Origin of the sequence: Devosia sp. 2618, assembly GCF_040546815.1 — a bacterium.
Classification (GTDB): domain Bacteria; phylum Pseudomonadota; class Alphaproteobacteria; order Rhizobiales; family Devosiaceae; genus Devosia.
Window position 1 is genome coordinate 799678 of the sequence record NZ_JBEPOO010000001.1, and the last position, 19073, is coordinate 818750.

At 61.9% G+C, this 19073-nt stretch carries 22 protein-coding genes; 5 read left to right on the plus strand and 17 right to left on the minus strand.

Annotated elements, in window-relative coordinates:
* Nucleotides 1-74 precede the first annotated feature (74 nt).
* The 5 genes from ABIE28_RS04010 to ABIE28_RS04030 form a co-directional block, all read right to left on the minus strand.
* Complete coding sequence (locus tag ABIE28_RS04010) at nt 75-944, minus strand: hypothetical protein (RefSeq protein WP_354060351.1); 870 nt, start codon at nt 942-944, stop codon at nt 75-77.
* Between the two features lie 160 nt (nt 945-1104).
* Nucleotides 1105-1674: a peptidase inhibitor family I36 protein gene (locus ABIE28_RS04015; protein ID WP_354060353.1), complete on the minus strand. Its 570-nt coding sequence runs from the start codon at nt 1672-1674 to the stop codon at nt 1105-1107.
* 120 nt (nt 1675-1794) lie between these two features.
* Nucleotides 1795-2562, minus strand: coding sequence for an SH3 domain-containing protein (locus ABIE28_RS04020; RefSeq protein WP_354060355.1), 768 nt, complete (start codon nt 2560-2562; stop codon nt 1795-1797).
* Between the two features lie 224 nt (nt 2563-2786).
* Nucleotides 2787-3173, minus strand: coding sequence for an acyl-CoA thioesterase (locus ABIE28_RS04025; protein ID WP_354060357.1), 387 nt, complete (start codon nt 3171-3173; stop codon nt 2787-2789).
* 3 nt (nt 3174-3176) lie between these two features.
* The gene (locus tag ABIE28_RS04030; RefSeq protein WP_354060359.1) at nt 3177-3770 is read right to left on the minus strand and encodes a thymidine kinase; all 594 of its coding nucleotides are present in this window, start codon (nt 3768-3770) and stop codon (nt 3177-3179) included.
* Between the two features lie 66 nt (nt 3771-3836).
* Between ABIE28_RS04030 and ABIE28_RS04035 the strand changes: the two genes are divergently transcribed.
* Nucleotides 3837-4331: a GNAT family N-acetyltransferase gene (locus ABIE28_RS04035; protein WP_354060361.1), complete on the plus strand. Its 495-nt coding sequence runs from the start codon at nt 3837-3839 to the stop codon at nt 4329-4331.
* A 263-nt stretch (nt 4332-4594) separates the two neighbouring features.
* Nucleotides 4595-4978 (plus strand): DUF2147 domain-containing protein, encoded by a 384-nt coding sequence (locus ABIE28_RS04040; RefSeq protein WP_354060363.1) that lies wholly within the window; start codon nt 4595-4597, stop codon nt 4976-4978.
* Here ABIE28_RS04040 and ABIE28_RS04045 read toward each other — a convergent pair.
* From ABIE28_RS04045 to ABIE28_RS04070, 6 genes are all read right to left on the minus strand, one after another.
* Nucleotides 4975-5880, minus strand: coding sequence for a DMT family transporter (locus ABIE28_RS04045; protein ID WP_354060365.1), 906 nt, complete (start codon nt 5878-5880; stop codon nt 4975-4977). The two genes, ABIE28_RS04040 and ABIE28_RS04045, sit on opposite strands and share 4 nt — an antisense overlap.
* A gap of 356 nt (nt 5881-6236) precedes the next feature.
* Nucleotides 6237-7469, minus strand: a complete 1233-nt coding sequence (locus ABIE28_RS04050) for an aminotransferase class V-fold PLP-dependent enzyme (protein WP_354060367.1) — start codon at nt 7467-7469, stop codon at nt 6237-6239.
* A gap of 165 nt (nt 7470-7634) precedes the next feature.
* Nucleotides 7635-8282 carry a Spy/CpxP family protein refolding chaperone gene (locus tag ABIE28_RS04055; RefSeq protein ID WP_354060369.1) on the minus strand — a complete coding sequence of 216 codons (648 nt, stop codon included), beginning with the start codon at nt 8280-8282 and terminating at the stop codon, nt 7635-7637.
* Between the two features lie 119 nt (nt 8283-8401).
* Nucleotides 8402-9397 (minus strand): alpha/beta hydrolase, encoded by a 996-nt coding sequence (locus ABIE28_RS04060; protein WP_354060370.1) that lies wholly within the window; start codon nt 9395-9397, stop codon nt 8402-8404.
* Between the two features lie 57 nt (nt 9398-9454).
* The gene (locus tag ABIE28_RS04065; RefSeq protein ID WP_354060372.1) at nt 9455-9883 is read right to left on the minus strand and encodes a CBS domain-containing protein; all 429 of its coding nucleotides are present in this window, start codon (nt 9881-9883) and stop codon (nt 9455-9457) included.
* 127 nt (nt 9884-10010) lie between these two features.
* The gene (locus ABIE28_RS04070) at nt 10011-10310 is read right to left on the minus strand and encodes a hypothetical protein (protein WP_354060374.1); all 300 of its coding nucleotides are present in this window, start codon (nt 10308-10310) and stop codon (nt 10011-10013) included.
* A gap of 157 nt (nt 10311-10467) precedes the next feature.
* On the opposite strand from ABIE28_RS04070, the gene ABIE28_RS04075 reads away from it, so the two are divergent.
* Entirely contained in the window at nt 10468-10887 is a 420-nt protein-coding gene (locus ABIE28_RS04075; protein WP_354060376.1) for a DUF4864 domain-containing protein, read from the plus strand.
* Nucleotides 10888-10917: 30 nt separating this feature from the next.
* Here the strand turns inward: ABIE28_RS04075 and ABIE28_RS04080 are convergent, their stop codons facing one another.
* Nucleotides 10918-11112 (minus strand): hypothetical protein, encoded by a 195-nt coding sequence (locus tag ABIE28_RS04080; protein WP_354060378.1) that lies wholly within the window; start codon nt 11110-11112, stop codon nt 10918-10920.
* Between the two features lie 150 nt (nt 11113-11262).
* Between ABIE28_RS04080 and ABIE28_RS04085 the strand changes: the two genes are divergently transcribed.
* On the plus strand, nt 11263-12327 hold the full coding sequence (locus tag ABIE28_RS04085; RefSeq protein ID WP_354060380.1) for a LacI family DNA-binding transcriptional regulator: 1065 nt from the start codon (nt 11263-11265) through the stop codon (nt 12325-12327).
* 57 nt (nt 12328-12384) lie between these two features.
* On the plus strand, nt 12385-13587 hold the full coding sequence (locus ABIE28_RS04090; RefSeq protein ID WP_354060381.1) for a pyridoxal phosphate-dependent aminotransferase: 1203 nt from the start codon (nt 12385-12387) through the stop codon (nt 13585-13587).
* Nucleotides 13588-13791: 204 nt separating this feature from the next.
* Here ABIE28_RS04090 and ABIE28_RS04095 read toward each other — a convergent pair whose 3' ends face one another.
* From ABIE28_RS04095 to ABIE28_RS04115, 5 genes are all read right to left on the minus strand, one after another.
* Nucleotides 13792-14895 carry a hypothetical protein gene (locus tag ABIE28_RS04095; RefSeq protein ID WP_354060383.1) on the minus strand — a complete coding sequence of 368 codons (1104 nt, stop codon included), beginning with the start codon at nt 14893-14895 and terminating at the stop codon, nt 13792-13794.
* A gap of 705 nt (nt 14896-15600) precedes the next feature.
* The gene (locus ABIE28_RS04100; protein ID WP_354060384.1) at nt 15601-15768 is read right to left on the minus strand and encodes a Thivi_2564 family membrane protein; all 168 of its coding nucleotides are present in this window, start codon (nt 15766-15768) and stop codon (nt 15601-15603) included.
* 663 nt (nt 15769-16431) lie between these two features.
* A complete protein-coding gene (locus ABIE28_RS04105) occupies nt 16432-17424 on the minus strand; it encodes a magnesium transporter CorA family protein (RefSeq protein ID WP_354060386.1) in 993 nt (330 codons plus the stop codon).
* 162 nt (nt 17425-17586) lie between these two features.
* A complete protein-coding gene (locus tag ABIE28_RS04110; RefSeq protein WP_354060388.1) occupies nt 17587-18078 on the minus strand; it encodes a hypothetical protein in 492 nt (163 codons plus the stop codon).
* Between the two features lie 30 nt (nt 18079-18108).
* Nucleotides 18109-18834, minus strand: coding sequence for an HAD family hydrolase (locus ABIE28_RS04115; protein WP_354060390.1), 726 nt, complete (start codon nt 18832-18834; stop codon nt 18109-18111).
* Nucleotides 18835-19073 lie beyond the last annotated feature (239 nt).

The following is a 19073-nucleotide window of genomic DNA, read 5'->3' on the forward strand; positions in this document are numbered from 1 at the left end:
ATGTTCAACCTTGCCTTGGCTGATAGCCGCGCCGTTTTTGCGTGTCGCGGTTAGAAACGTACCCGATTTTTTTCCTAGGCGACGTGGTCGGGCGGACACATATGCGGGTCGAGAAAGGCAAGGCACAGGGCGGTCCATTCGGCGTGGTCGTCGTGCAGTGTCTGGGTGGCGCGGACGACGCCGTCGCTGATCTGTAGCATGCCGGCAGCCTGGCCCTGGGCGATCAACTGGGTGACCTGGCTTTTGGACAGGCCAAAGCGGCGCGATATTTCGGCACGATTGGGCGGGGGCAGGTTTTCCATATCGGCAAGCAAGAGCGCCATCACCATGGCGCTGCCGCCTTCCTTGTTGCCGTAAAAGGCCATGAATTCGGGCTGAATGGTCATCGGCTGGACGCCGGCGCCAAATTCGCGGCCGGAACTGCGGAAGAAATGGACCAGCAGGTCAGGATCGTCGCGCAGACGCCGGACGCGGTCGGCGCCGGGCAGCAGCAGGTCGTTGGCGGCAGCGGCTGGCGTGATCCAGTAATCGGGGAAGGCGATCATGCGCGCGGTGGGAATGTAGAGCTTGCTGCGGCGGTCGGTGGGGTGGGGACGCCGTTCGGCAAAGCCGGTGAAAATGGCCAGAGCCAGCATGGTCTTGAGGGTGCGCGTGGTGACCTCGCCGCGACGGCAGACTTCAAACAGCGCGCTATAGGTGACGGCGCCGCCTTCGCCTTTGGCGACGCTTTCGGCCCAGAGGTAGAAGAAGAAATTGAGTGCCCGGTAGCGGTCTTCGTTGGCGGTCAGCTTGCCGATGCCGTGATTGGCTTCGCGATAGTCGGAGACGCCGCGCGTGTAGAGGTGGAGGGCTTGATCGAATTTGGGGTGGGCTTGAAGCGCGGCAGCCTGGATGCGCAGCAGGGCTTCGGTTCGGACGGGCGCCAGGGGGTAGGCTGGGGGCATACGCGCATCGCTCTGGAGGACCAAAATCAGCCATAAGCTATTTGGTGTGAGCGGCTTAGCGTCAAGTCAAATGTCGGCAGATTTTCCTAAAGTGAAACGGCGCCGCCCGGATGGAGCAGCGCCGTTCAAGGCAGAAAACGCGCTGAAAGCGTCGTTGAAATCAGTAGACCTGAATGGAAGACAGCGCGCCGCGCAGGTACTGGTCGAGCACTGGCTGGGGCGTGATGACGCGTTCGCAATAGCTCTGGAAGAAGCGGTCGCGGCAGACGGCAACATTGGCGCCGCCGCTCAGTTTGACCGAGGAGAAGGCGTTGTCGAGGCCGAGCAGGGCCAGATCCTTCACCACCACGCCGGCGCCGAAGCAGTATTCTTTGCCGGTGTAATTGGCGCCCTGGTAGAAGCAGACCTGACGCGGGCCAGGCGTGCGATAAACGGCGGTGTTGGGGCCAAGGCCGAAATCGATGGCGTGCTTTGCGGTCCAGCCGCGGCCGCCGGGGCCTTCAACATTGCACCAGATGGTCTGGCAGCGCAGCACCTTGATGGCGACATCGGCCTGGATGTGATTGCCGGTCGGCTGATATTCGCGGCCGGGGCCAGCGCGCAGGACGAGGGTCTTGGTGCTCCAGGCGTGCGTGCCTGCTTCGGCAGCCATGACAGGCGCTGAAAAGAGCAGGATGAATGCCACAAAACTGGCAACAAGTGCGGTCGAGAGGCGGCCGATTTGGCGCATTTATGGATTCCGGTACTGATTTGCTGCCGCACCATAGCTTGGCGGCGGGTTCGCTCCAAGTGCGCAAAAGCAAAGGGCGCAGCAAAAGCTGCGCCCTTTCATGATTAGCCGTCGCTGCTTCTAGCGGACGCGGACCGAGACGATGTAGTCGTCATAGTCGCCCAGCTGCGAGCTGGATGTGGTGTAGGTGCGGCAGCCGCGATAATTGCTCTGTGTGCAGACCTGAACTTCAAGACCCGAACGGTTCTCGATGGACGAGATACGGTCAGCCCAGTTGTTCAGATTGGCAACATTGTCGCCGGACTCAAGGCAGAAGCTTGGGCCACGGAAACCGCGCTGGTCGTAGAAGCACACTTCGGCGGCCACTGGCACTGGATCAATGATCGGTGGGCGTGGCGGACGTGGTGGCTGCGTTGGCCCTGGGCCTGGACGCGGTGGCTGAACCACGATCGGAGGCTGAACCGGCGGCCGCACGACTGGCGGCTGCACGATGATCGGGGGTTGAACCTGTGGCTGGCCGACGCCGAAGTTGAAAGTCGGGCCGCCGGGGCCGGTCGAGAAGCCGAAGGACAGGCCGGGCTGGGTTGGATTGACTGGCGTTGCGCCTGACTGGCCAGCGCTCAGATAGGTCGCCGAGACCCAGCCTGGGCGGCCGTTATTGGTGACATAGCACCACGAACCCTGGCACTGCTGCACATCAACACGGGTACCGGTGCGCGCTGTATCGATGACCGGGTAATTGGTGCCGGGGCCGGAACGCACATTGACGTTGGCCGTAACAACTCCTGGCGCTGCATAAGCGGCGGGCAGGAATACCACTGCGGCTGTGGCCGCGACGGCGATACCGGTAGCGAAATTCAGCAACATCTTACGGGTAGTACGCTTCATATGTGGCGCTCCTCATGCTCTCCGACCAGCCCCGTTGTGGGATGACGCTCTGGCGGTCGGTGAGTCTTGGCCCTTGTTGTCTCATGAACGGGAGGACACTGAAAAGAGTTCCCGAACGTGATATTTGTTGAGTGTCTACGGAGCCTTGTCCCAACTCGACGAACTGGGGCACCGCGACGTGTAGGGCGTATTTATCGGCGCCATTCTGAACGCTGGCTGAACGATCAGGGATCGATGCGGCGCTTCTGGCCGTCTTCGCCGATCGACACGTAAACAAAGCGCCCTTCGGTGACCTTGACGCGGTCGGCCAGCCGGTTGCGGCGGGCCCACGCTTCCATGGCGACGGTGATGGAGGTGTTACCGACGCGCTCGACGGTGCAATAGATGCACAGCACATCGCCGACCTTGACCGGAGCGATGAAGGTCATGGCTTCGACGGCAACCGTGACGGTGCGGCCCTGTACGCGCTCATGGGCGGCGATGGAGCCGGCAATATCCATCTGGCTGAGCACCCAGCCGCCGAAAATGTCGCCGGCCGGATTGGTATCGGCTGGCATGGCCAGGGTGCGGATGGTGAGGGCACCCTTGGGTTCGGTAGCGTCGCTATTCATGGGTCATGGTCCTTTTACCGGCCAGCGGCCAACAGCCTCTTCCCAGTGCTTGCGGCAGAGGGAAATGTAGACTGACTTTTCAATCGACACCTGTTCACCATCGGTCAGCACGCGGCCTTCGGCGCTTTGACGCACGACCATGGTGGCCTTGGCGCCACATTCGCAGATGGTGCGAATTTCCCGCAGCACATCGGCAATGGCAAGCAGTTGCTGCGAGCCGGGGAAGAGTTTGCCCTGAAAATCGGTGCGCAGGCCAAAGCACATGACCGGAATTTTGAGGCGGTCGCTGACGCGGGCGAGTTGCCAGACCTGTTCGGGGGTGAGGAACTGGGCCTCATCGACGAAGACGCAGTCGACCTTGCCGACTTCAAGCTCTTCGTGGATGGAGTGAAACAGGTCGTCCTCAGTGGAATAGAGCTGCGCGGGTTCGGAAATACCGATGCGCGAGGAGATGAGGCCGATGCCGTTTTCGACATAAAGCGAGGATGTGTAGAGCAGGGGCCGCATGCCGCGCTCGCGATAGTTATAGGCGGCCTGCAGCAGCAAGGTGGACTTGCCGGCATTCATGGCTGCGTAGGAGAAGTATAGCTTGGCCATGTCGGCGCCGATCTCGCGGGTTGCGGCAATGCGTGTGGTTAGGCAATAGACCCTGCGCGACGTGGCATGAAGCTATGGCGCGCAACGATCAACAGTTCATTGCGAGGGCGCAAGGTGGAAATCACGGTTCGTCCGGCTCGGCCGGAAGATGCTGAGGCGCTCAAGGCGCTGCTCGATCGGTCGTGGCGGGCGCATTGGGCGCCGCATGTGAGCGCGGCGAGTGTGGCGCGCTATGATGCCGAGCGGCCGGCAAACGGTTATGTCGATATGTATCTGGGCGCCTTCAAGGTCGCGGAGCGCGGCGGCGTGGTGGTGGGCATGTATCATCTTGATGTTGGCCACCTGCACGCCATTCATGTCGATAGCTGGGCGATCCGCACCGGGATCGGTGGCGTGTTGATGGACGCGGCAGAAGGTGAAGGTGCGCGGCTGCTGGATGTGCGGGCGTTCAATGTGCGGGCGCGGGACTTTTACCTGTCGCGGGGCTGGGTGGAAGTGGACGAGCATCCAGACACCGAAATGGGCACGCCGGTGCGGACTATCGTGATGGAGCGGCTGTAGCAGCGCCAAAAAAGAGGCCGCCCGGCGGGGGCGGCCAAATGCCGACAGGTTCGGCGGGAGAGAACCGGGGTTGGCGGCCGGGCTCTCCAATAGGCCGGGCGCAACGTGGGGACGCGGGGCGCGGCGATCCGAGCCGGGGTAGGCCGGGATGATCGCAACCTAATGGGCCTGCATGACGCGAGGATGACGGCGTTTTGTAATTCGTTCAGTTGCAGTTCAGGTTGGCTGTGGCAGAGTAATGCTGCTGAAAATGGAGTTCTTCTATGCGTAAATTTGCCCTGTTGCTTGGCGCCCTTTTTACGATGGCACAGCCGGCAATGGCTGCCTCTCCTGAGGGCACCTGGGAAATCGAGATGCAGGACTCGCGGTACAGCGTCGAGCTCTGCGGCGCGGACAAGACCGAGCTGTGCGGTACGCTGATCTGGCTTGGGCGCGGCGCCGACAATGACGAGAACATGCCATATCTCAACACCCTGCTGATCGATCACGCCAAGAAGGTGTCGGACAACCAGTGGAAGGGCGACCTGCACATTTTCGGTCAGTCGGCCGGCGGCACGATCACCATGGTCGGCGAGGACGAGATCAAGTTGCAGGGCTGTGTGGCCTTTATCATCTGCAAGACCTATCGGCTGTTCCGCTACGACTAATTGGTCGTTCGCGGCACGTGAATGCGCCGTCTCGCCCATAGCGGCGGGATGGCTTCGACCGCCAGCACCGCAAAGAAAATCAGGGCAGCCCCGGCATAGCCGATGGGCGGCAGACGCTCGCCCAGCAGCAGGGCGCCGCCAATGGCCGCGAACAGGCTTTCCGCCGACAGAATGATCGCGGCATTGGCGGGCGGCACATATTGCTGGCCGATGGCCTGGAAGGTGAAAGCCACGGCGGTCGACAGAATGCCGACATAGGCAATCTCGATCCAGCCGGCGCTGATGCCTTCCATGGTCGGGGTTTCAAAGGCGAAGGCCAGACCCGAGGCGACGACGCCAGCGAGCAGGAAGCTGACGGCGGACACAAAGATCGGCAGGCCGGTTTCGCGCGCCACTTTACCCAGTAGAATAACGTGCATGGCCCAGAAGGCGGCGCTGATGACCAGCATGCCGTCGCCGCTGTTGAAGCTGTGGAGGCCGCCTCCGTTCAGATAGTAAATGCCAACAAGAGCGAGCGGCACGCAGACCAGAATGATCGGGTGTGGGCGGGTGCGAAACAGCACGTAGCCGAGCAGGGGCACGAAGAACACGTAGAGGCCGGTGAGGAAGCCCGCATTGGTGGCGGTGGTCGAGGAGAGAGCGGCCTGCTGCAGGTAGGAGCCGATAAAGAACATCGCGCTCATGGCAAGGATCAGAAGCCAATTGCCCATGGTCAGCGGCGTGGCACGACGGCGGCGTTCCCAAAGCGCGATCGGCAGGACGAGAAGACCGCCGAGCAGGTAGCGCACACCCGCAAAGGTCAGCGGGTCCATGTTATCCATCGCGGTTTTCTGCGCGATGAACGCGAAGCCCCAAAGCATGGTGCAGATGAGAAGCAGCAGGGCGGCGACGGGGCGGGACATGGGGTGAGACTCGGGGGTGGTTGGAGCGCGGTGGGGCTTATTCTTCGGTGTGTCAGTCGACGCCCTCCCCCTTGCGGGGAGGGATCTAGGGTGGGGGACACGCGAGCATTGTGCTCTCGGAGAGATACCCCTTCCTGCTCGATCACGGAGTTAGCAAGCTAACTCCTATCTCGCTTCCTCGCCATTCGAGCGCAGCTCTCATGGCCTTCTCTCCTCAAATCGCTCCACTGGAGCGATTTGCCCTGCGGGACCGATCGAAGCCCGCAAGGGGGAGGGTGGCCGACTGAGGGATCAGCTCATTAGACATGTCTTCCACTTTCATCGCGGGAACTACTCCGCGGTAGGGAACTGTTCGCCTATTTCAATTCCGCATCCAATGCTGCGATCAGTTGCTGGATTTCTTGGGGGCTGGTGTAGTGGACGAAGGAGAGGCGGAGGACGCCGTGGGTGGGGGCAATGCCGACGGCTTCGAGGAGGCGGTAGGCGTAGAAGTGGCCGCCGCCGGCCATGATGCCGTGTTTGGCAAGGCGTGAGGCGACGACGGCGCCGGGTTCGTTGAGGGCCAGCGCGATGGTGGGCGCGCGGCTGGCGGGATCGTCGGGGCCGATGAGGCGGACGGAGTTTTTCTGGCGCAGATAGTCGAGCAGGGGAGTCGCCAGGGCGATTTCCTGGGCGCGCATGGCTGAGTGGGCGCGGCGGAAGGGATCGGCGCCTTCGACGCTATCGCCTGCGATGGCCGCGACGGTTTCGAGATAGTCGACAATGCCGGACGAGGCGGCGATCTGGGCGTGGTCGGGGCCGGCCGGGGTCAGGCGATAGCGTGGCTTACTGTCGTTGAAGAAGTGACCCTGATTGGGGAGGGCCATGGCCAGTTCGGGGCGCACGGCCATGACGCCTTGATGCGGGCCAAAGACCTTATAGGCCGAGAAGAAATAGATGTCGGCGCCAAGCGCTTCAAGATCAGGCAGGCCGTGTGGTGCGTAGCTGACGCCGTCGATGGCGGTGACTGCGCCAACAGCGTGGGCCTTGGCGGCGATCTGGGCGATGGGATTGATTTCGCCCGCGACATTGGAGCAATGCGGCGCGGCGACGAGCTTGACCTTGGCGTCGAGCAGACGGTCGAGATCGGCCAGCGACAGGCGGCCGGTCTGCGGATCGACTTTCCACTCGCGGATTTCGGCGCCCATTTTGGCCAGCCGCCGCCAATTACCGGAATTGGCTTCGTGATCCTGATTGGTGACGATGATGGCATCGCCGGGCTGCAAATACTCGCCGAAGGCTTTGGCCAGCACATAGGTATTGGCCGAGGCCGAGGGGCCGAAATGAATCCAGTCGGCGGTAACATTGAGCGCCTGCGCCATGCGGGTGAAGCTGAGGTCCATCGCCTCGCCAGCTTCGATTGATGTCGGGTAATAGCCATAGGGCTGCACTTTTGTGGCGCGGTAATAATGGTCGAGCTTGGCGAGCACCGCGCGCGACGTGTAGGAGCCGCCGGCATTTTCGAAGAAGGCCTGACCCTGCAGGGACGGTTCGGCAAAGGCGGGGAACTCGGCGCGGATGCGAGCCGGATCGAGGGGCAGGGCGGTCATGGTGCGTGTCCAGTCGGTGGGACCTCGATTGGTAGAGGATGGTTGGACAAAAGCAAACCCCGACCGGTTGAGGGGCGGGGTTCGCGCAGCGCCATCTCGGGGGCGGAGATGGTGCCGGGTAGCGTCGCCGGGTGAGGGTTTGCGGGGCGACGCTACGGAGACGGTTTAGCCGTTCGTTGCGGGCGCTGGTGGTGCGGGTGGAGCACCGGGGCCGCCCTGTGGGCCGTGGCCATGGCCACCGGGCTGACCCATATTGCCTGGGCCGCGATTGAGGCCGGGACCACCATTGCGATCTGGGCGCTGGGGAGCGAGGGCCATCTGCTGTTCGGCGGTCAGGCTATCAAAGAAGGCCTTGGCCGATGGCTGGATGGCTTCGAGAGCGTCCAGACGAGCGGCCTGCAGCTTGATGCTGTTGTCGAGGCGCTCGGAGAAGGCTGGTGGGGTTGGCGTCTGGCCTTCGACTGGCGCGGCGGGGCGCAGGGCGTCAGTCACCTTGGTGAAGTCGGTGGCGGCGGTGAGGGCGGCGGTCTTGAATGCGTCGAACAGCGGCTGCTGGGTGGCGGTCAGCTCGATGCGGTGGCTGAGGCGCACCAGGGCAATTTCCACGGCTTCGGAGCCGCGGTCGAAATTGAGGAAGTCGCCGCCGCCGCGTGGGCCGCCGTGACGTGGGCCCTGATTGTCAGGGCGGAAGGACTTTTGCTGTTCGGCCTGGACTGGCGCGGTTGGCGTCTGTGCAAACCCTGGGGCAACTGCGGACAGGCCGATAGTGGCTGTCATCAGGGCCACAATGGCGGTCGAGGTGATCGTCTTCATGGGTAGATCCTTTGCATGGGAGCCGGGTGATCCGGTATCGTCAACATAGGATGGGTCGCCTGTTCCTGACCTTGCGGTGGGATGAACACTTGGTCAGGTTGGTAATGAACGCCGACTGGTTATGGAGTCGGGTCCACCCTTTGGGCGATAAAAGCCAGCATTTGCTGGAGGGATTGCTGGCCTTCGGGCGTGTCGAGATTGAACTGATATTCGTGCGGCAGCGCAGGTTGGTGATCGGCGGCGAAGAAGAGGCTTTCGACCGGAACGTCGAGCGCTGTGAGGCGGTCGACGAGGGCGACGGCCTGCGGGGCGAGCGGGTCGCCATTGCCGCTGGTGACATAGGCGGGCGGAAAGCTGGCAGTGACGTAGCGGCCGACCGAGGCGAGCTCGAACTGGTCGTCGTCGAAGAAGTCGCTGACGCCGGAATAGGCCCAGAGTACCGCATTGATGAACCATGACATGTCGCCGCTGTCGCGAACCTGCTGCATGTCATAGGCGCCAGAAACCAGCAGGACGCCAGCCAGTTGGTCGGCGGTGATGGTTGGTTCGATGTCGACGGCGCGGGCATAGTCGGCGTCGGTGGTGAGATTGGCGACCTGGGCGGCAAGCTGGGCACCGGCGGAATCGCCGGCAAGAATGATGCGGCTGGGGTCGATACCGAGATCGGCGGCGTGGGTCTCGATGTGGCCCAGGGCGGCGTTCACCTGCCGGACGGGCGTTGGATAGGTGGTGCCGAAGCCGGTAGAATATTCCAGGCCGACGGTGGCGTAGCCATAGCCGGTCAGCACCTTGAGATAGTTGGAGACGCCTTCTTTGCTACCGGCGATCCAGGCGCCGCCATGGACCCAGACGATGACCGGGAGTGGGCCACTGGCATTGGGGGGCAGGTTGATGTCGAAGATTTCGGAGGTGCCGCCGCCATAGGGCAGGCTGGTGCGGCTGACGAGGCCGGGCGGGACGTGCTTTTCAAGCCGCGCTTCGGAGGCGGCGTCGCCCTGGGCGAAGACGTATTGGATCAGCGCCACCGCAGGCCATGGGCTGAAGCGAATGGCGAGGAACAACACAATGGCAAGCGCGGCGAGGATGCCGAGCGCCCAGTACACAAACCGTTTCATGCCGGCCCCCTAGCTGGCGCGATGCTAGCCGGGGAGCGGGCATGGGGCAACTGCGGCCTAGCTGGCGATGTACTCCTTGAGCACTTCGGCTTCGCGCTCGATCTCCTCGATCTTGTGCTTGACCACGTCGCCAATCGACACAATGCCGAGCAGGTGACCGTGATCGGCAACAGGCATATGGCGAATGCGCTGGCGAGTCATGCGCTCCATGACCTCATCGAGGTCGGTATTGCGAGTGCAGGTCACGACGCTGCGCGTCATGCAATCGCCGATGCGCAGGCTCAGGGCGCCGGCAGGATCTTTGCCGAGGCGACGCACGATGTCGCGTTCGGACAGGATGCCGATGATATCGCCACCGACATCGGTGATGACGACGGCACCAATATTGTGGCTGTTGAGCGCGGCGACGACGTCGCCCAGTGTGCCCGTTTCGGGCAGGGTGTGAACGACGACACCCTTGGTTTGCAGGATGGTCTCGACAAGCATGTTGATTTCCTCCTCACCACGAGTTTGGACCAGCATGCTGCTGGCGGCAATAAGTCGATGGTCTGAACGGCCAAAGAAAAAGGGCTGGCACAAGGCCAGCCCAGTTGGTCAGGAGAGCTTTGGAGGCTCAGCCCTCTGCGCGGTCGGTGGACCACTGCAGGCGGGCCGAACGGGAAGCCCGGGCTTGCACCGGGATATTGCCGCGCAAGGCAATGCGCGCGACTTCGAACAACATCGCAAGAACAAGAATGGTCAGCGGCAGCATGAACGCCACGATCTGGGCGTCGGGCTGGTGCGCAAGATTTGCGGCAGTTGCCGGTGTGACGCCGGCGATCAGGGCCGTGGCCACCCCGCCGACCAGAACGGCCGTTGAGGAGATGGCGTAAACCTTGAAACTTTTCCGCTTGGGGGACGTAGATTTGTGCATGGGATCGACGTCGTGCCTTGTCGTTGTGATGCGCTAAACTAAGCCTGATGAATGCGTTTCCAATTTGAGGCGAATTGGGTGGGTCGCGTACCATTTGAGGGCGGAACTGTGGCATGGTTAACACCCCGTTAATGCAGCCACCCAACGGGAGACGACCATGCGCGGGATTTTCGCAGTCGCATTAATGGTGATGGCTCTGGTCGTTCCGGCGCTGGCGCAAAGTGAATCGACGCCCTGGCATGCGACGGTAACCGGGCAGATCGAGGCGTTCCGCGCCAAGGATGGCGCGGCGGCGCTGGCACTGGCGGGGGAGGGGTTTCGGACCCGTTTCGAGGGCCAGCCGGAGGCGTTTTACGCGGTGATCGCGGCGTCGGGATATGCGGCAATCGTGGAGTCCCGCTCACACAGTTTTGGCGAATTCAGCAAGGCCGGTGACACGGCGGTGGTGCAGGTCGTCAAGTTCGTCGGGGCAAACCAGTCGCTCTATGAAGCGCTGTATGAACTTGCCGACGAGCCGGGCCAGGGCTGGCGCGTGCAGGGCGTGATGCTGCGTCGGGAGCCCGGCATCGGGATCTAGCGCCGATACCGGGATGTTTCCCAAGGTTGACTAGTCATAGGCGGGGCTGCTGATCTGGTAGCCGGTTGCTGATTTGCGACGGGTCGTGATGGCGCGAAGCAAGTGTGCGAGCGGGGTCAGCAGGCCGCCTTTTGGGGCGTGGTTTTGTTCGGCAGACGCCGGGGCGTCGGGCTGTTCCCAGTGTTGGTGATAGATGTCCTTGAACATGTAGCTTGCGGGTATCATTTGGAAAGTCCTTTTGAATCGGTTCAATATCCAGATGTGAGGTTTCTTGAATCGGTTCAAAAATGCGCCTTGACATGGACGGAGTCAAGGCAAATTTGAACCGATACAAGAACCGTGTTAGTTCAATGCCCAAGCAGGGAGCAGGCGGACGTGAACAACAAGGCCGAGACCAGCATCAAGCTCAAGGACGTGGCGAAGGCGGCGGGTGTATCGCAGGGCACCGCGTCCAACGTGTTCAGCAAGCCCGACGTGGTGCGCGAGGAAGTGCGCGAGCATGTGCTGGCGGTGGCCAAGGAGCTTGGCTATGCGGGGCCTAGCTTGACCGGGCGGCTGCTGCGGGCGGGCAAGATCAATGCCATTGGCGTCGCGACAGTAGAGCCGATGAAGTACTTCTTCGAAGACCCCTATGCGCGGGCGTTGATGGCGGGCATTTCCGACGCCTGCGACGCCAATGGGGCGGGGCTGTCGCTGGTATCGGCGGGCAACCCCGAAAAGCTGGCGTGGAATATTCAGAGCGCGCTGGTCGATGGCTTTGTGCTGCTGTGTGTCGATGGGGGCGACCGGCTGGTGGAGCTGACACGCGAACGGCAATTGCCGTTCATGGCGCTGTCGCTGGGCACCGACGATGGCAGCGTTCCGGCCATTGTGGTCGACAATATTGGTGGGGCGGCGTCGGCGGCGCGGCATCTGGTGGACCTGGGACACCGCAAGTTCGCCGTGCTCAGCACGGAGTATAGCGAGCGCCATTTTGGTCGGGTGACGGCAGCCGAGGCGGATGCATCGCTCTATACGACCTCCCATGATCGCATCACCGGCTATTGGCAGGTGCTTGAGGCGGCGGGGATCGCGCGCGACGAGATCACCGTGTTTGAGACGCGAAACAACGAGGAGAGCGTTGTGGCGTGCCTCGAGGATCTGTTCGCCAATGGCCCGCGCCCAACGGCCATTCTGGCCATGTCGGACCGGATTGCGCTGATCGCCATGGACTGGCTGAAGCGGCGTGGCATTGCGGTGCCAGGCGATGTGTCGATTGTCGGTTTCGACGGGGTGCCAGAAGCCGCCGAGTCGGTGCCGCCGCTGACGACGGTGTCGCAGCCGATTGCCGAATTGGGGCGTCGGGCGGTGTTGGCAATCCTTGACGGTGATGGCCCGGAAGGGCGGCAGATGCTGGATGTGCAATTGGTGGTGCGAGCCAGTACAGCCGCGCCGTCATAGGCCTTGCCCGACGCGTGGGGGCGCTCTATCACACCTGCGAATTAACAGGAGGCGGTGATGGGGTTCTTGTCTGAGGCTTTGGGGCGTGTGGCGCCGTCGGCGACGGTTGCGATTACCCAGAAGGCCCGCGTGATGGCGCAGGAGGGGCGCGATATCATTGCGCTGTCGGCCGGCGAGCCTGACTTCAATACCCCGGAAAATGTGCGCAACGCTGCCAAGGCCGCGATGGACGCGGGCAAAACCCGTTACACCAATGTCGATGGCATTGCCGAGCTCAAGGAAGCCGTGGCGGCCAAGTTCCGGCGCGACAACGGGCTCGATGTCACGGCTGCCGACTGCTTTGTGTCCTCGGGTGGCAAGCAAATCATTTTCAATGCGCTGATGGCGACGCTGAACCCCGGCGACGAAGTCGTGGTGCCGGTGCCCTATTGGGTGAGCTATCCCGAAATCGTGCGGCTGTGCGGCGCTGACCCGGTGTTTGCGGTGGCTGATGCTACGACGGGCTTCAAGCTGAGCCCCGAGGTTCTGGAAGCGGCGATCACGCCCAAGACCAAGTGGCTGCTGCTCAACACGCCATCCAACCCCACGGGCGCGGCCTATTCGGCTGAGGAACTGCGCGGGTTGGCCGACGTGTTGCTGCGCCATCCGCATGTGCACATCCTGACAGACGATATCTATGAAGTGCTGGTCTATGACGGCGGCACGTTTGCCACCATCGCGCAGGTCGAACCAAAGCTGCAGCCGCGCACGCTGACGATGAATGGCGTGTCCAAGTCGCACGCCATGACCGGCTGGCGCATCGGCTATTGCACGGGCCCGCGTCCGCTGCTGGCGGCGATGACCAAGCTGCAGGGGCAGTCGACGACCAATCCAAGCTCGATCTCGCAATGGGCTGCGGTGGAAGCGCTCAACGGGCCGCAGGAGTTTTTGGCCGAGTGGCGCGCGGTGTTCCAGCAGCGCCGCGATCTGGTGGTGGCCGGGCTCAATGCCAATACGGGACTCGATTGTCTGACGCCGGAGGGGGCGTTTTATGTGTTCCCGTCATGCCAGCGGCTACTGGGCAAGACCAGCGCGGGTGGCACCAAGCTGGTGACCGACGAGGATTTCGTGCTGGCGCTGCTGGAAGAGACCGGCGTGGCGCTGGTGCATGGCGCGGCGTTTGGGCTGCCGGGGCATTTTCGGTTGAGCTATGCGGCGAGCAATGCGGAACTGGAAGAGGCTGTGAAGCGGATCCAGGCGTTTTGTGCGGGGATTGTCTGAGGCTGGGTTTCTGCCATCGCGTATGCTGAGAGATACCCCCTTCCTGCTCGATCACGGACTTAGCAAGGGCTAAGTCCTATCTCGCTTCCCTCCCCGCAAGGGGGAGGGTGGGTATCGCGTTTGTGACGCGTCTGGGCCATTCGGCCATAGGCCTCATGGCCTCCAAATCTAAAATCACGCCACAGGCGTGATTTTGCCTGCGGCCTATTTGGAGCCCATCCAGCTCAAAAAGCCGGTATCCGATCCACCGGCGTCGGCGAACATTTGCAGGAGTTTGGTGGTGGACTGGTAGCTGTCGAGCGCGGTTTGGTAGAACTGGTTGCTCCAGCCGGCGGCTTGGCGTTCTTCGGTGCTCATGGACGAAAAGATCGACATGATGTTCTGGCTGAAGGCGGTGGGGTCGCTGGATTTGGCGGCGTTCTGGAAGCCGGCCAGCAGCGCCGCGCCGCTCTTGGTGCGGATGGCGGACTGGGCGGCGCTGACTTCAAGGGTCGAGAACTGATTGGTCTTGTCGAGCACGATGGACGAGAGCGTGCGGCTATCGAATTTTGACATGTCGATGAAGGTGCCGCTGGTGGTCGCCTTGTTGAAGGTCGCGGCTTTGCCAGCCTTGGTGGCCTCGGCATAGAGGCTGTCGAGGGTCTTGCGGGCGCTGGTGGCCACATCGGCAATGTCGACGGGCTGGGTGGTGTTGCCGGCCTCGGCCAGGGCCAGGTAGAGGGCGACCGGATCGTCCTTGCCCGCGTCGGGCAGTTTTTTGGCATCGGCCTGCAATTGCTTGAGGCCATCGGTGACCGCGGCGCGGCCGGCGATCCAGTCTGGTGCGGCCTTTTCTTCGGCGCCTAGGCTATCGAGATACTCGGCGGCAGCTTTGTAGAGGCCGGTAAAGTTGCCGGTGACCTTGGCGAGCGCGGCGGGACCGGCGAGAGCGGCCTCAAAGCGGCGCTGCATTTCGAGGCCGGCCGCCTTCTGATCGTCGCTGGTGAAGCTGGCATCGCTGGTCATGGCGTAGAGTTCGCGCGGATCAAGGCTGGAGAGATCAAGCGCCAGCTTGCCGCCTTGGAGCGGCGAGGTGCGGTCGGCGTCCTTGAGCAGGGCGACAAGCTTGGTGTGGGTGTCGGCGAGAACTGCGGCGAAGTCCTTGGCAGCGAGCGCGGCACGCGCTTCGTCGGAGAGGGTGACCGAGGTCGCGGACTTGGCGGTGTCGGATGTGTCGGTGGTGCTGGTCGACTTGGCCGTCGACGCGGCGGCAGGGGGCACGGTCTTGTAGTAGCTGCTGGTCACATAGCTGGTGTTGATGGCTACCATCGGGCGCTCCTGCGAAAGATCGTGGAGTGCCATGCAATCGGCGTGCCGGGAAAAAACACTGTTAAATCAATGTTAACTTAGTGGCCTGTTCGCGCAGGGCGGCAGAACTTGCCGGGATGGGGGAAGATTTGACCGCCAGAGAAAAAGAAAGGCCCCGCCCGAGGGGATGGGCAGGGCCTTATGGGGTCATCAGCCGAAGCATCTGACCTTGGAGGAGCAGCGCCACGAACGCTGCTTGTTTGGTCAAAACACTATGATTTGCCGGGGTGATTAGCACAATTGTTCAATGCGAAGTGCTGCCATGCAGATTCACAACTACCGGGAATGAAGGGGGCAAAAAAAGAGGCTCCAACCGAAGTTGGAGCCTGATGATAGGGCCGAAGCCAAATCGAAAGTAATGGCCCAGCGCAAGGGAGGAGGATATGCGCCGAACTGGTTGGACCCAGGCCGAGGGAGGAGGATACGACCTAAATCCGGTGTCGCAAGAAGCGGGTCCGAGGGAGGAGGATACGGAGCGGCTTCACCAGCGACAAAGCCAATATAGATTTTGACCTTTTGGTCAGCAATGCGGGTTGGCGAATGTCAGCTATGCAGTGAGCACAGCGACAAGTTGTCAAGCAATTGCCCACCAAACGAAAAGCCCCCCCTTTCGGTAGGGCTTCGTTTCGACCCGTATCGCGCCAGGCGATGCGTCTCAGGGCGCGCTTAGAATACCGCGAGGTATTTGAGCAGCGAGATGATGCCGATGACAATCACAACGATCTGGACGATCTGGCGAATGCGCGCTTCGATTGGCAGGCGCTGGACCAGCCAAAGGATAAGCACAATGACCAGAAACGTAATGAGAATGCTGATTAGAACCGAGGTGCCCACGTTAATCTCCAAGCCGCGCGTAGTGCGCCTTTGTAAACGCTGGTCTTTCTGGTTCGTTGCGTTGCTTTGAATTTTGTTTCTGCAGAGCAAAAAAAGGCCCTGTCCGAAGACAGGGCCTGATGACTGGGCCGAAGCCAAATCGAAAGTGGGGTAGAGAGCAAGGGAGGAGGATATGCGCTCTACCGTTGAACCTTGATCGAGGGAGGAGGATACGATCTCGGTTCGGTGTCGCGATACGGGGTCCGAGGGAGGAGGATTCGGAGCGCGTCTCAGCGACAACCCGAATATGTACTCTAGCGGCCAAGTCGACAATGGAGCGTTGGGTATGGGAGCTATGCAAATATGCCTAGGCCCGAAAACAAATGTGGCCCCGCTCGAGGGGAGAGCGGAGCCACAAGGATGCGGGAGCAAGCCCCCGCAAGGAGGGAACGCAGCAGAGCGCAAGGGAGGAGGAGAAGCGCCCGCTGTGCTGGGAGTGATATAGAGAATGGGCTTATGCTCAACAATCGGGCAGGCGGCATATTAGCTATGCACTTTCTGCATGCTTGTTTAGATTACGTAATAGAATCAATGATCTGCGTTTGTTGAGCTGCTTTGCACCCAGAGGGTTTTTTGGGCGCGCTGGATGATGTTTCAGCAAATCGCCCAAGAATCCCGGCCGAGTCAGAGCCAGCCGCGCCGCTTGAAGAACAGGTAGGGCAGGATGGCCGACAGCACCATGCCGCCCAGCGCCAGCGGATAGCCGTGCTGGAAGTGCAGTTCGGGCATAATGTCGAAGTTCATGCCGTAGATCGAGGCGACCAGAGTGGGCGGTAGGAACACAACCGCAGCCACCGAGAAGATCTTGATGATGGCGTTCTGTTCGAGATTGATCAGCCCCAGCGTGGCGTCGAGCAGAAAATTGACCTTGTTGGACAGGAAGCCCGCGTGATCGCTGAGGGCCGACGCGTCGCGCTGGATCATTTTGAAATCGGGACGTGAGGCGCGGATCGCCTTGGTGGTGCCGGGCAGCTTGGTCTGGTGGAAGGTGGTGATGCGCAGGATGGTGATCAGGCTTTCGCGCACCAGAGTCAGCGTATCGCCCTTGTTGCCGATCTTTTCGATGAGTGTCTCAAGGTTGCGGGCCTTGCGGGTGGCGCCTTTGACCTTGGAGCGGAACACTTCACGCGAAATGGTGTCGAGGCCTTCGCCTGCGGTTTCGAGTGCCTGCGCCAGCTGGTCGATGAAGGCTTCGAGAATTCCGGCCAGGATGTGTTCGCCGGTCAGGAGCGGGGAAGCGCTCGGGCGCGTGGCGGCCGACTCGAAATTGGCGAAGGTGGCCGATTCGTCGTAGCGAATCGTCACGAGCACCGCATCGCGCAGCACGAATGTGATCGGGGCCTTGCGGGGATCGTGCTCGCGCAGATTGCTGAGCACGGTTGCGGTCATGAACTCGGCGCCGTCTTCGTTGTAGAGGCGGGCAGATGGTTCGATGTCATGCATTTCGGCGCGGGTGGGCACCAGCACGCCAAAGCACTTCTCGACGAAGAGTTCTTCGTCGCGAGTGGGATTGAGCAGGTCATACCAGATGCCCTTATCGAGCCCGGTCAGGTCGGTGAGGCCGTCGGTGTCCTTGCGGACAAGGCGGTCGCTTGAAAGGGAATAGATGCGAAGCATTCTTCAGGTCCTTATGCGCGGGCAGCCAAGCCCAGCGCGACCTGATGTGTCACGCCGGCGTGCTGGCTGGGTAGTTGCTAGATCGACTTCGGGAGTCGGGGTTCACGGGTCGTGTCCTTGGCTGTGACGACAGGGCACAAATGCGCTCGCAAGGGGCAGGCGTCAAGGCTTGAAGAAGTTAATGAGCGTTTCGCGCAAGGTGGTGTCTTCAAGTGCGATGTCATCGATGCGCCAGGCATCACGCCAGCCGCCTTCGACAGGCACGATGCGCAGCAGGACGTGATCGGTGTAGTTGGCGCTTGGGCTGGTATCGAAGACGTAGACGATGGGAATACGAGCGGTGTCGCCGTCCATCTCGATAGCGCCGACCGTGCAGGTATCGGCTACATCCATCCAGGTTTGCCACGGGATGCCATTGCCGAGCGGCGGCTTGTCACCTGGATGGGCGGCTTCGTAGGCGGTGTTCTTGACCTCGGCATCGGCGATGGCGGCGCTCAGGTCCGGGGTCTGCAGCCCGGCGAGGGCTTCCATGTCGGATGCCTGAACGGCGAGGCAGAAGATTTCGCCGATCTGTTCGGGTTTTAGTCCGGTGACATCAGCCTGCGCGGGCAGGACCAAAGCAAGCGTGGCGGCGACGGCGAGAGGCAGCTTCATCGAGGTCTCCGAAACAGGTGTGGTCGAAGATTAGTCGATCGTCCCAAACTTGGCGATGGTGGCTTCGAGTTGCCCGATATGGTCGGTCTTGGCGTAGCGCGGCTGGGCGGCTGGCTCGTCGGCGTGTTCGTAGGACCAGGTCAGGTCGTGCGGGATATAGACCGCATAGCTACCCGCTGCGAGGGCGGGGACAATATCTGAGCGCAGGGAATTGCCGACCATGACCGTGCGGTCGGCGCCATCGGTGTGGCGCTCGTAAATGCGGCGATAGGTGGCTTCGTTCTTGTCGGAGACGATTTCGACGGCGGCGAAGTATTCGGCGAGGCCGGAGGCGGCGAGTTTGCGCTCCTGATCGAACACATCGCCCTTGGTGACCAGGATGAGGCGATAGTTGTCCTGCAACTGGGTCAAGGTCTGGTCGACATAGGGCAGGGTTTCGATGGGGTAGTTGAGCAGCTCCCGGCCAGCGGCGAGGATTTCGGCGATCACGGTGCCGGGGACGCGGTGATCGGTCACTTCAAGTGCGGTTTCGACCATGGAGAGGGTAAAGCCCTTCATGCCGAAGCCGTAGAAGGAGAGGTTTTTGGTGACGGCGGCGATCAGGCGGTCATTGAGGTCTGGCGCGTCGGTGTAGTCGCGCAGGAGATCGGCGAAGCGCTGTTCGGTGAGGCGGAAAAACTGCTCGTTTTGCCAGAGGGTATCGTCAGCGTCGAAGGCGATGGTGGTGATGGAAATCTTCGATCTCCCAGTCGACACCCTCCCCCTTGCGGGGAGGGATCAAGGGGTGGTTGGCCCCGATATGGTGGCTTCCGGCCCCCCACCCTAGTTTCGCTACGGCCTTCGGCCTAGCTACACTACCCTCCCCGCAAGGGGGAGGGTGGACGACTGAGAGGCCGGTTCAGTTGCTAGTGGGGGCTGGTGTCCCCAACCTAGTGGTTCGTCCTTCGACAAGCTCAGGAGGCTCGCCACGATGTTTCACCGGTATGGTGCACCAC

Excerpts from the sequence above, each read along its gene's own strand:
- ABIE28_RS04010 (WP_354060351.1), bottom strand. The coding sequence starts at position 944 with ATGCCCCCAGCCTACCCCCTGGCGCCCGTCCGAACCGAAGCCCTGCTG.
- ABIE28_RS04015 (WP_354060353.1), bottom strand. The coding sequence starts at position 1,674 with ATGCGCCAAATCGGCCGCCTCTCGACCGCACTTGTTGCCAGTTTTGTG.
- ABIE28_RS04020 (WP_354060355.1), bottom strand. The coding sequence starts at position 2,562 with ATGAAGCGTACTACCCGTAAGATGTTGCTGAATTTCGCTACCGGTATC.
- ABIE28_RS04025 (WP_354060357.1), bottom strand. The coding sequence starts at position 3,173 with ATGAATAGCGACGCTACCGAACCCAAGGGTGCCCTCACCATCCGCACC.
- ABIE28_RS04030 (WP_354060359.1), bottom strand. The coding sequence starts at position 3,770 with ATGGCCAAGCTATACTTCTCCTACGCAGCCATGAATGCCGGCAAGTCC.
- ABIE28_RS04035 (WP_354060361.1), top strand. The coding sequence starts at position 3,837 with ATGAAGCTATGGCGCGCAACGATCAACAGTTCATTGCGAGGGCGCAAG.
- ABIE28_RS04040 (WP_354060363.1), top strand. The coding sequence starts at position 4,595 with ATGCGTAAATTTGCCCTGTTGCTTGGCGCCCTTTTTACGATGGCACAG.
- ABIE28_RS04045 (WP_354060365.1), bottom strand. The coding sequence starts at position 5,880 with ATGTCCCGCCCCGTCGCCGCCCTGCTGCTTCTCATCTGCACCATGCTT.
- ABIE28_RS04050 (WP_354060367.1), bottom strand. The coding sequence starts at position 7,469 with ATGACCGCCCTGCCCCTCGATCCGGCTCGCATCCGCGCCGAGTTCCCC.
- ABIE28_RS04055 (WP_354060369.1), bottom strand. The coding sequence starts at position 8,282 with ATGAAGACGATCACCTCGACCGCCATTGTGGCCCTGATGACAGCCACT.
- ABIE28_RS04060 (WP_354060370.1), bottom strand. The coding sequence starts at position 9,397 with ATGAAACGGTTTGTGTACTGGGCGCTCGGCATCCTCGCCGCGCTTGCC.
- ABIE28_RS04065 (WP_354060372.1), bottom strand. The coding sequence starts at position 9,883 with ATGCTTGTCGAGACCATCCTGCAAACCAAGGGTGTCGTCGTTCACACC.
- ABIE28_RS04070 (WP_354060374.1), bottom strand. The coding sequence starts at position 10,310 with ATGCACAAATCTACGTCCCCCAAGCGGAAAAGTTTCAAGGTTTACGCC.
- ABIE28_RS04075 (WP_354060376.1), top strand. The coding sequence starts at position 10,468 with ATGCGCGGGATTTTCGCAGTCGCATTAATGGTGATGGCTCTGGTCGTT.
- ABIE28_RS04080 (WP_354060378.1), bottom strand. The coding sequence starts at position 11,112 with ATGATACCCGCAAGCTACATGTTCAAGGACATCTATCACCAACACTGG.
- ABIE28_RS04090 (WP_354060381.1), top strand. The coding sequence starts at position 12,385 with ATGGGGTTCTTGTCTGAGGCTTTGGGGCGTGTGGCGCCGTCGGCGACG.
- ABIE28_RS04095 (WP_354060383.1), bottom strand. The coding sequence starts at position 14,895 with ATGGTAGCCATCAACACCAGCTATGTGACCAGCAGCTACTACAAGACC.
- ABIE28_RS04105 (WP_354060386.1), bottom strand. The coding sequence starts at position 17,424 with ATGCTTCGCATCTATTCCCTTTCAAGCGACCGCCTTGTCCGCAAGGAC.
- ABIE28_RS04110 (WP_354060388.1), bottom strand. The coding sequence starts at position 18,078 with ATGAAGCTGCCTCTCGCCGTCGCCGCCACGCTTGCTTTGGTCCTGCCC.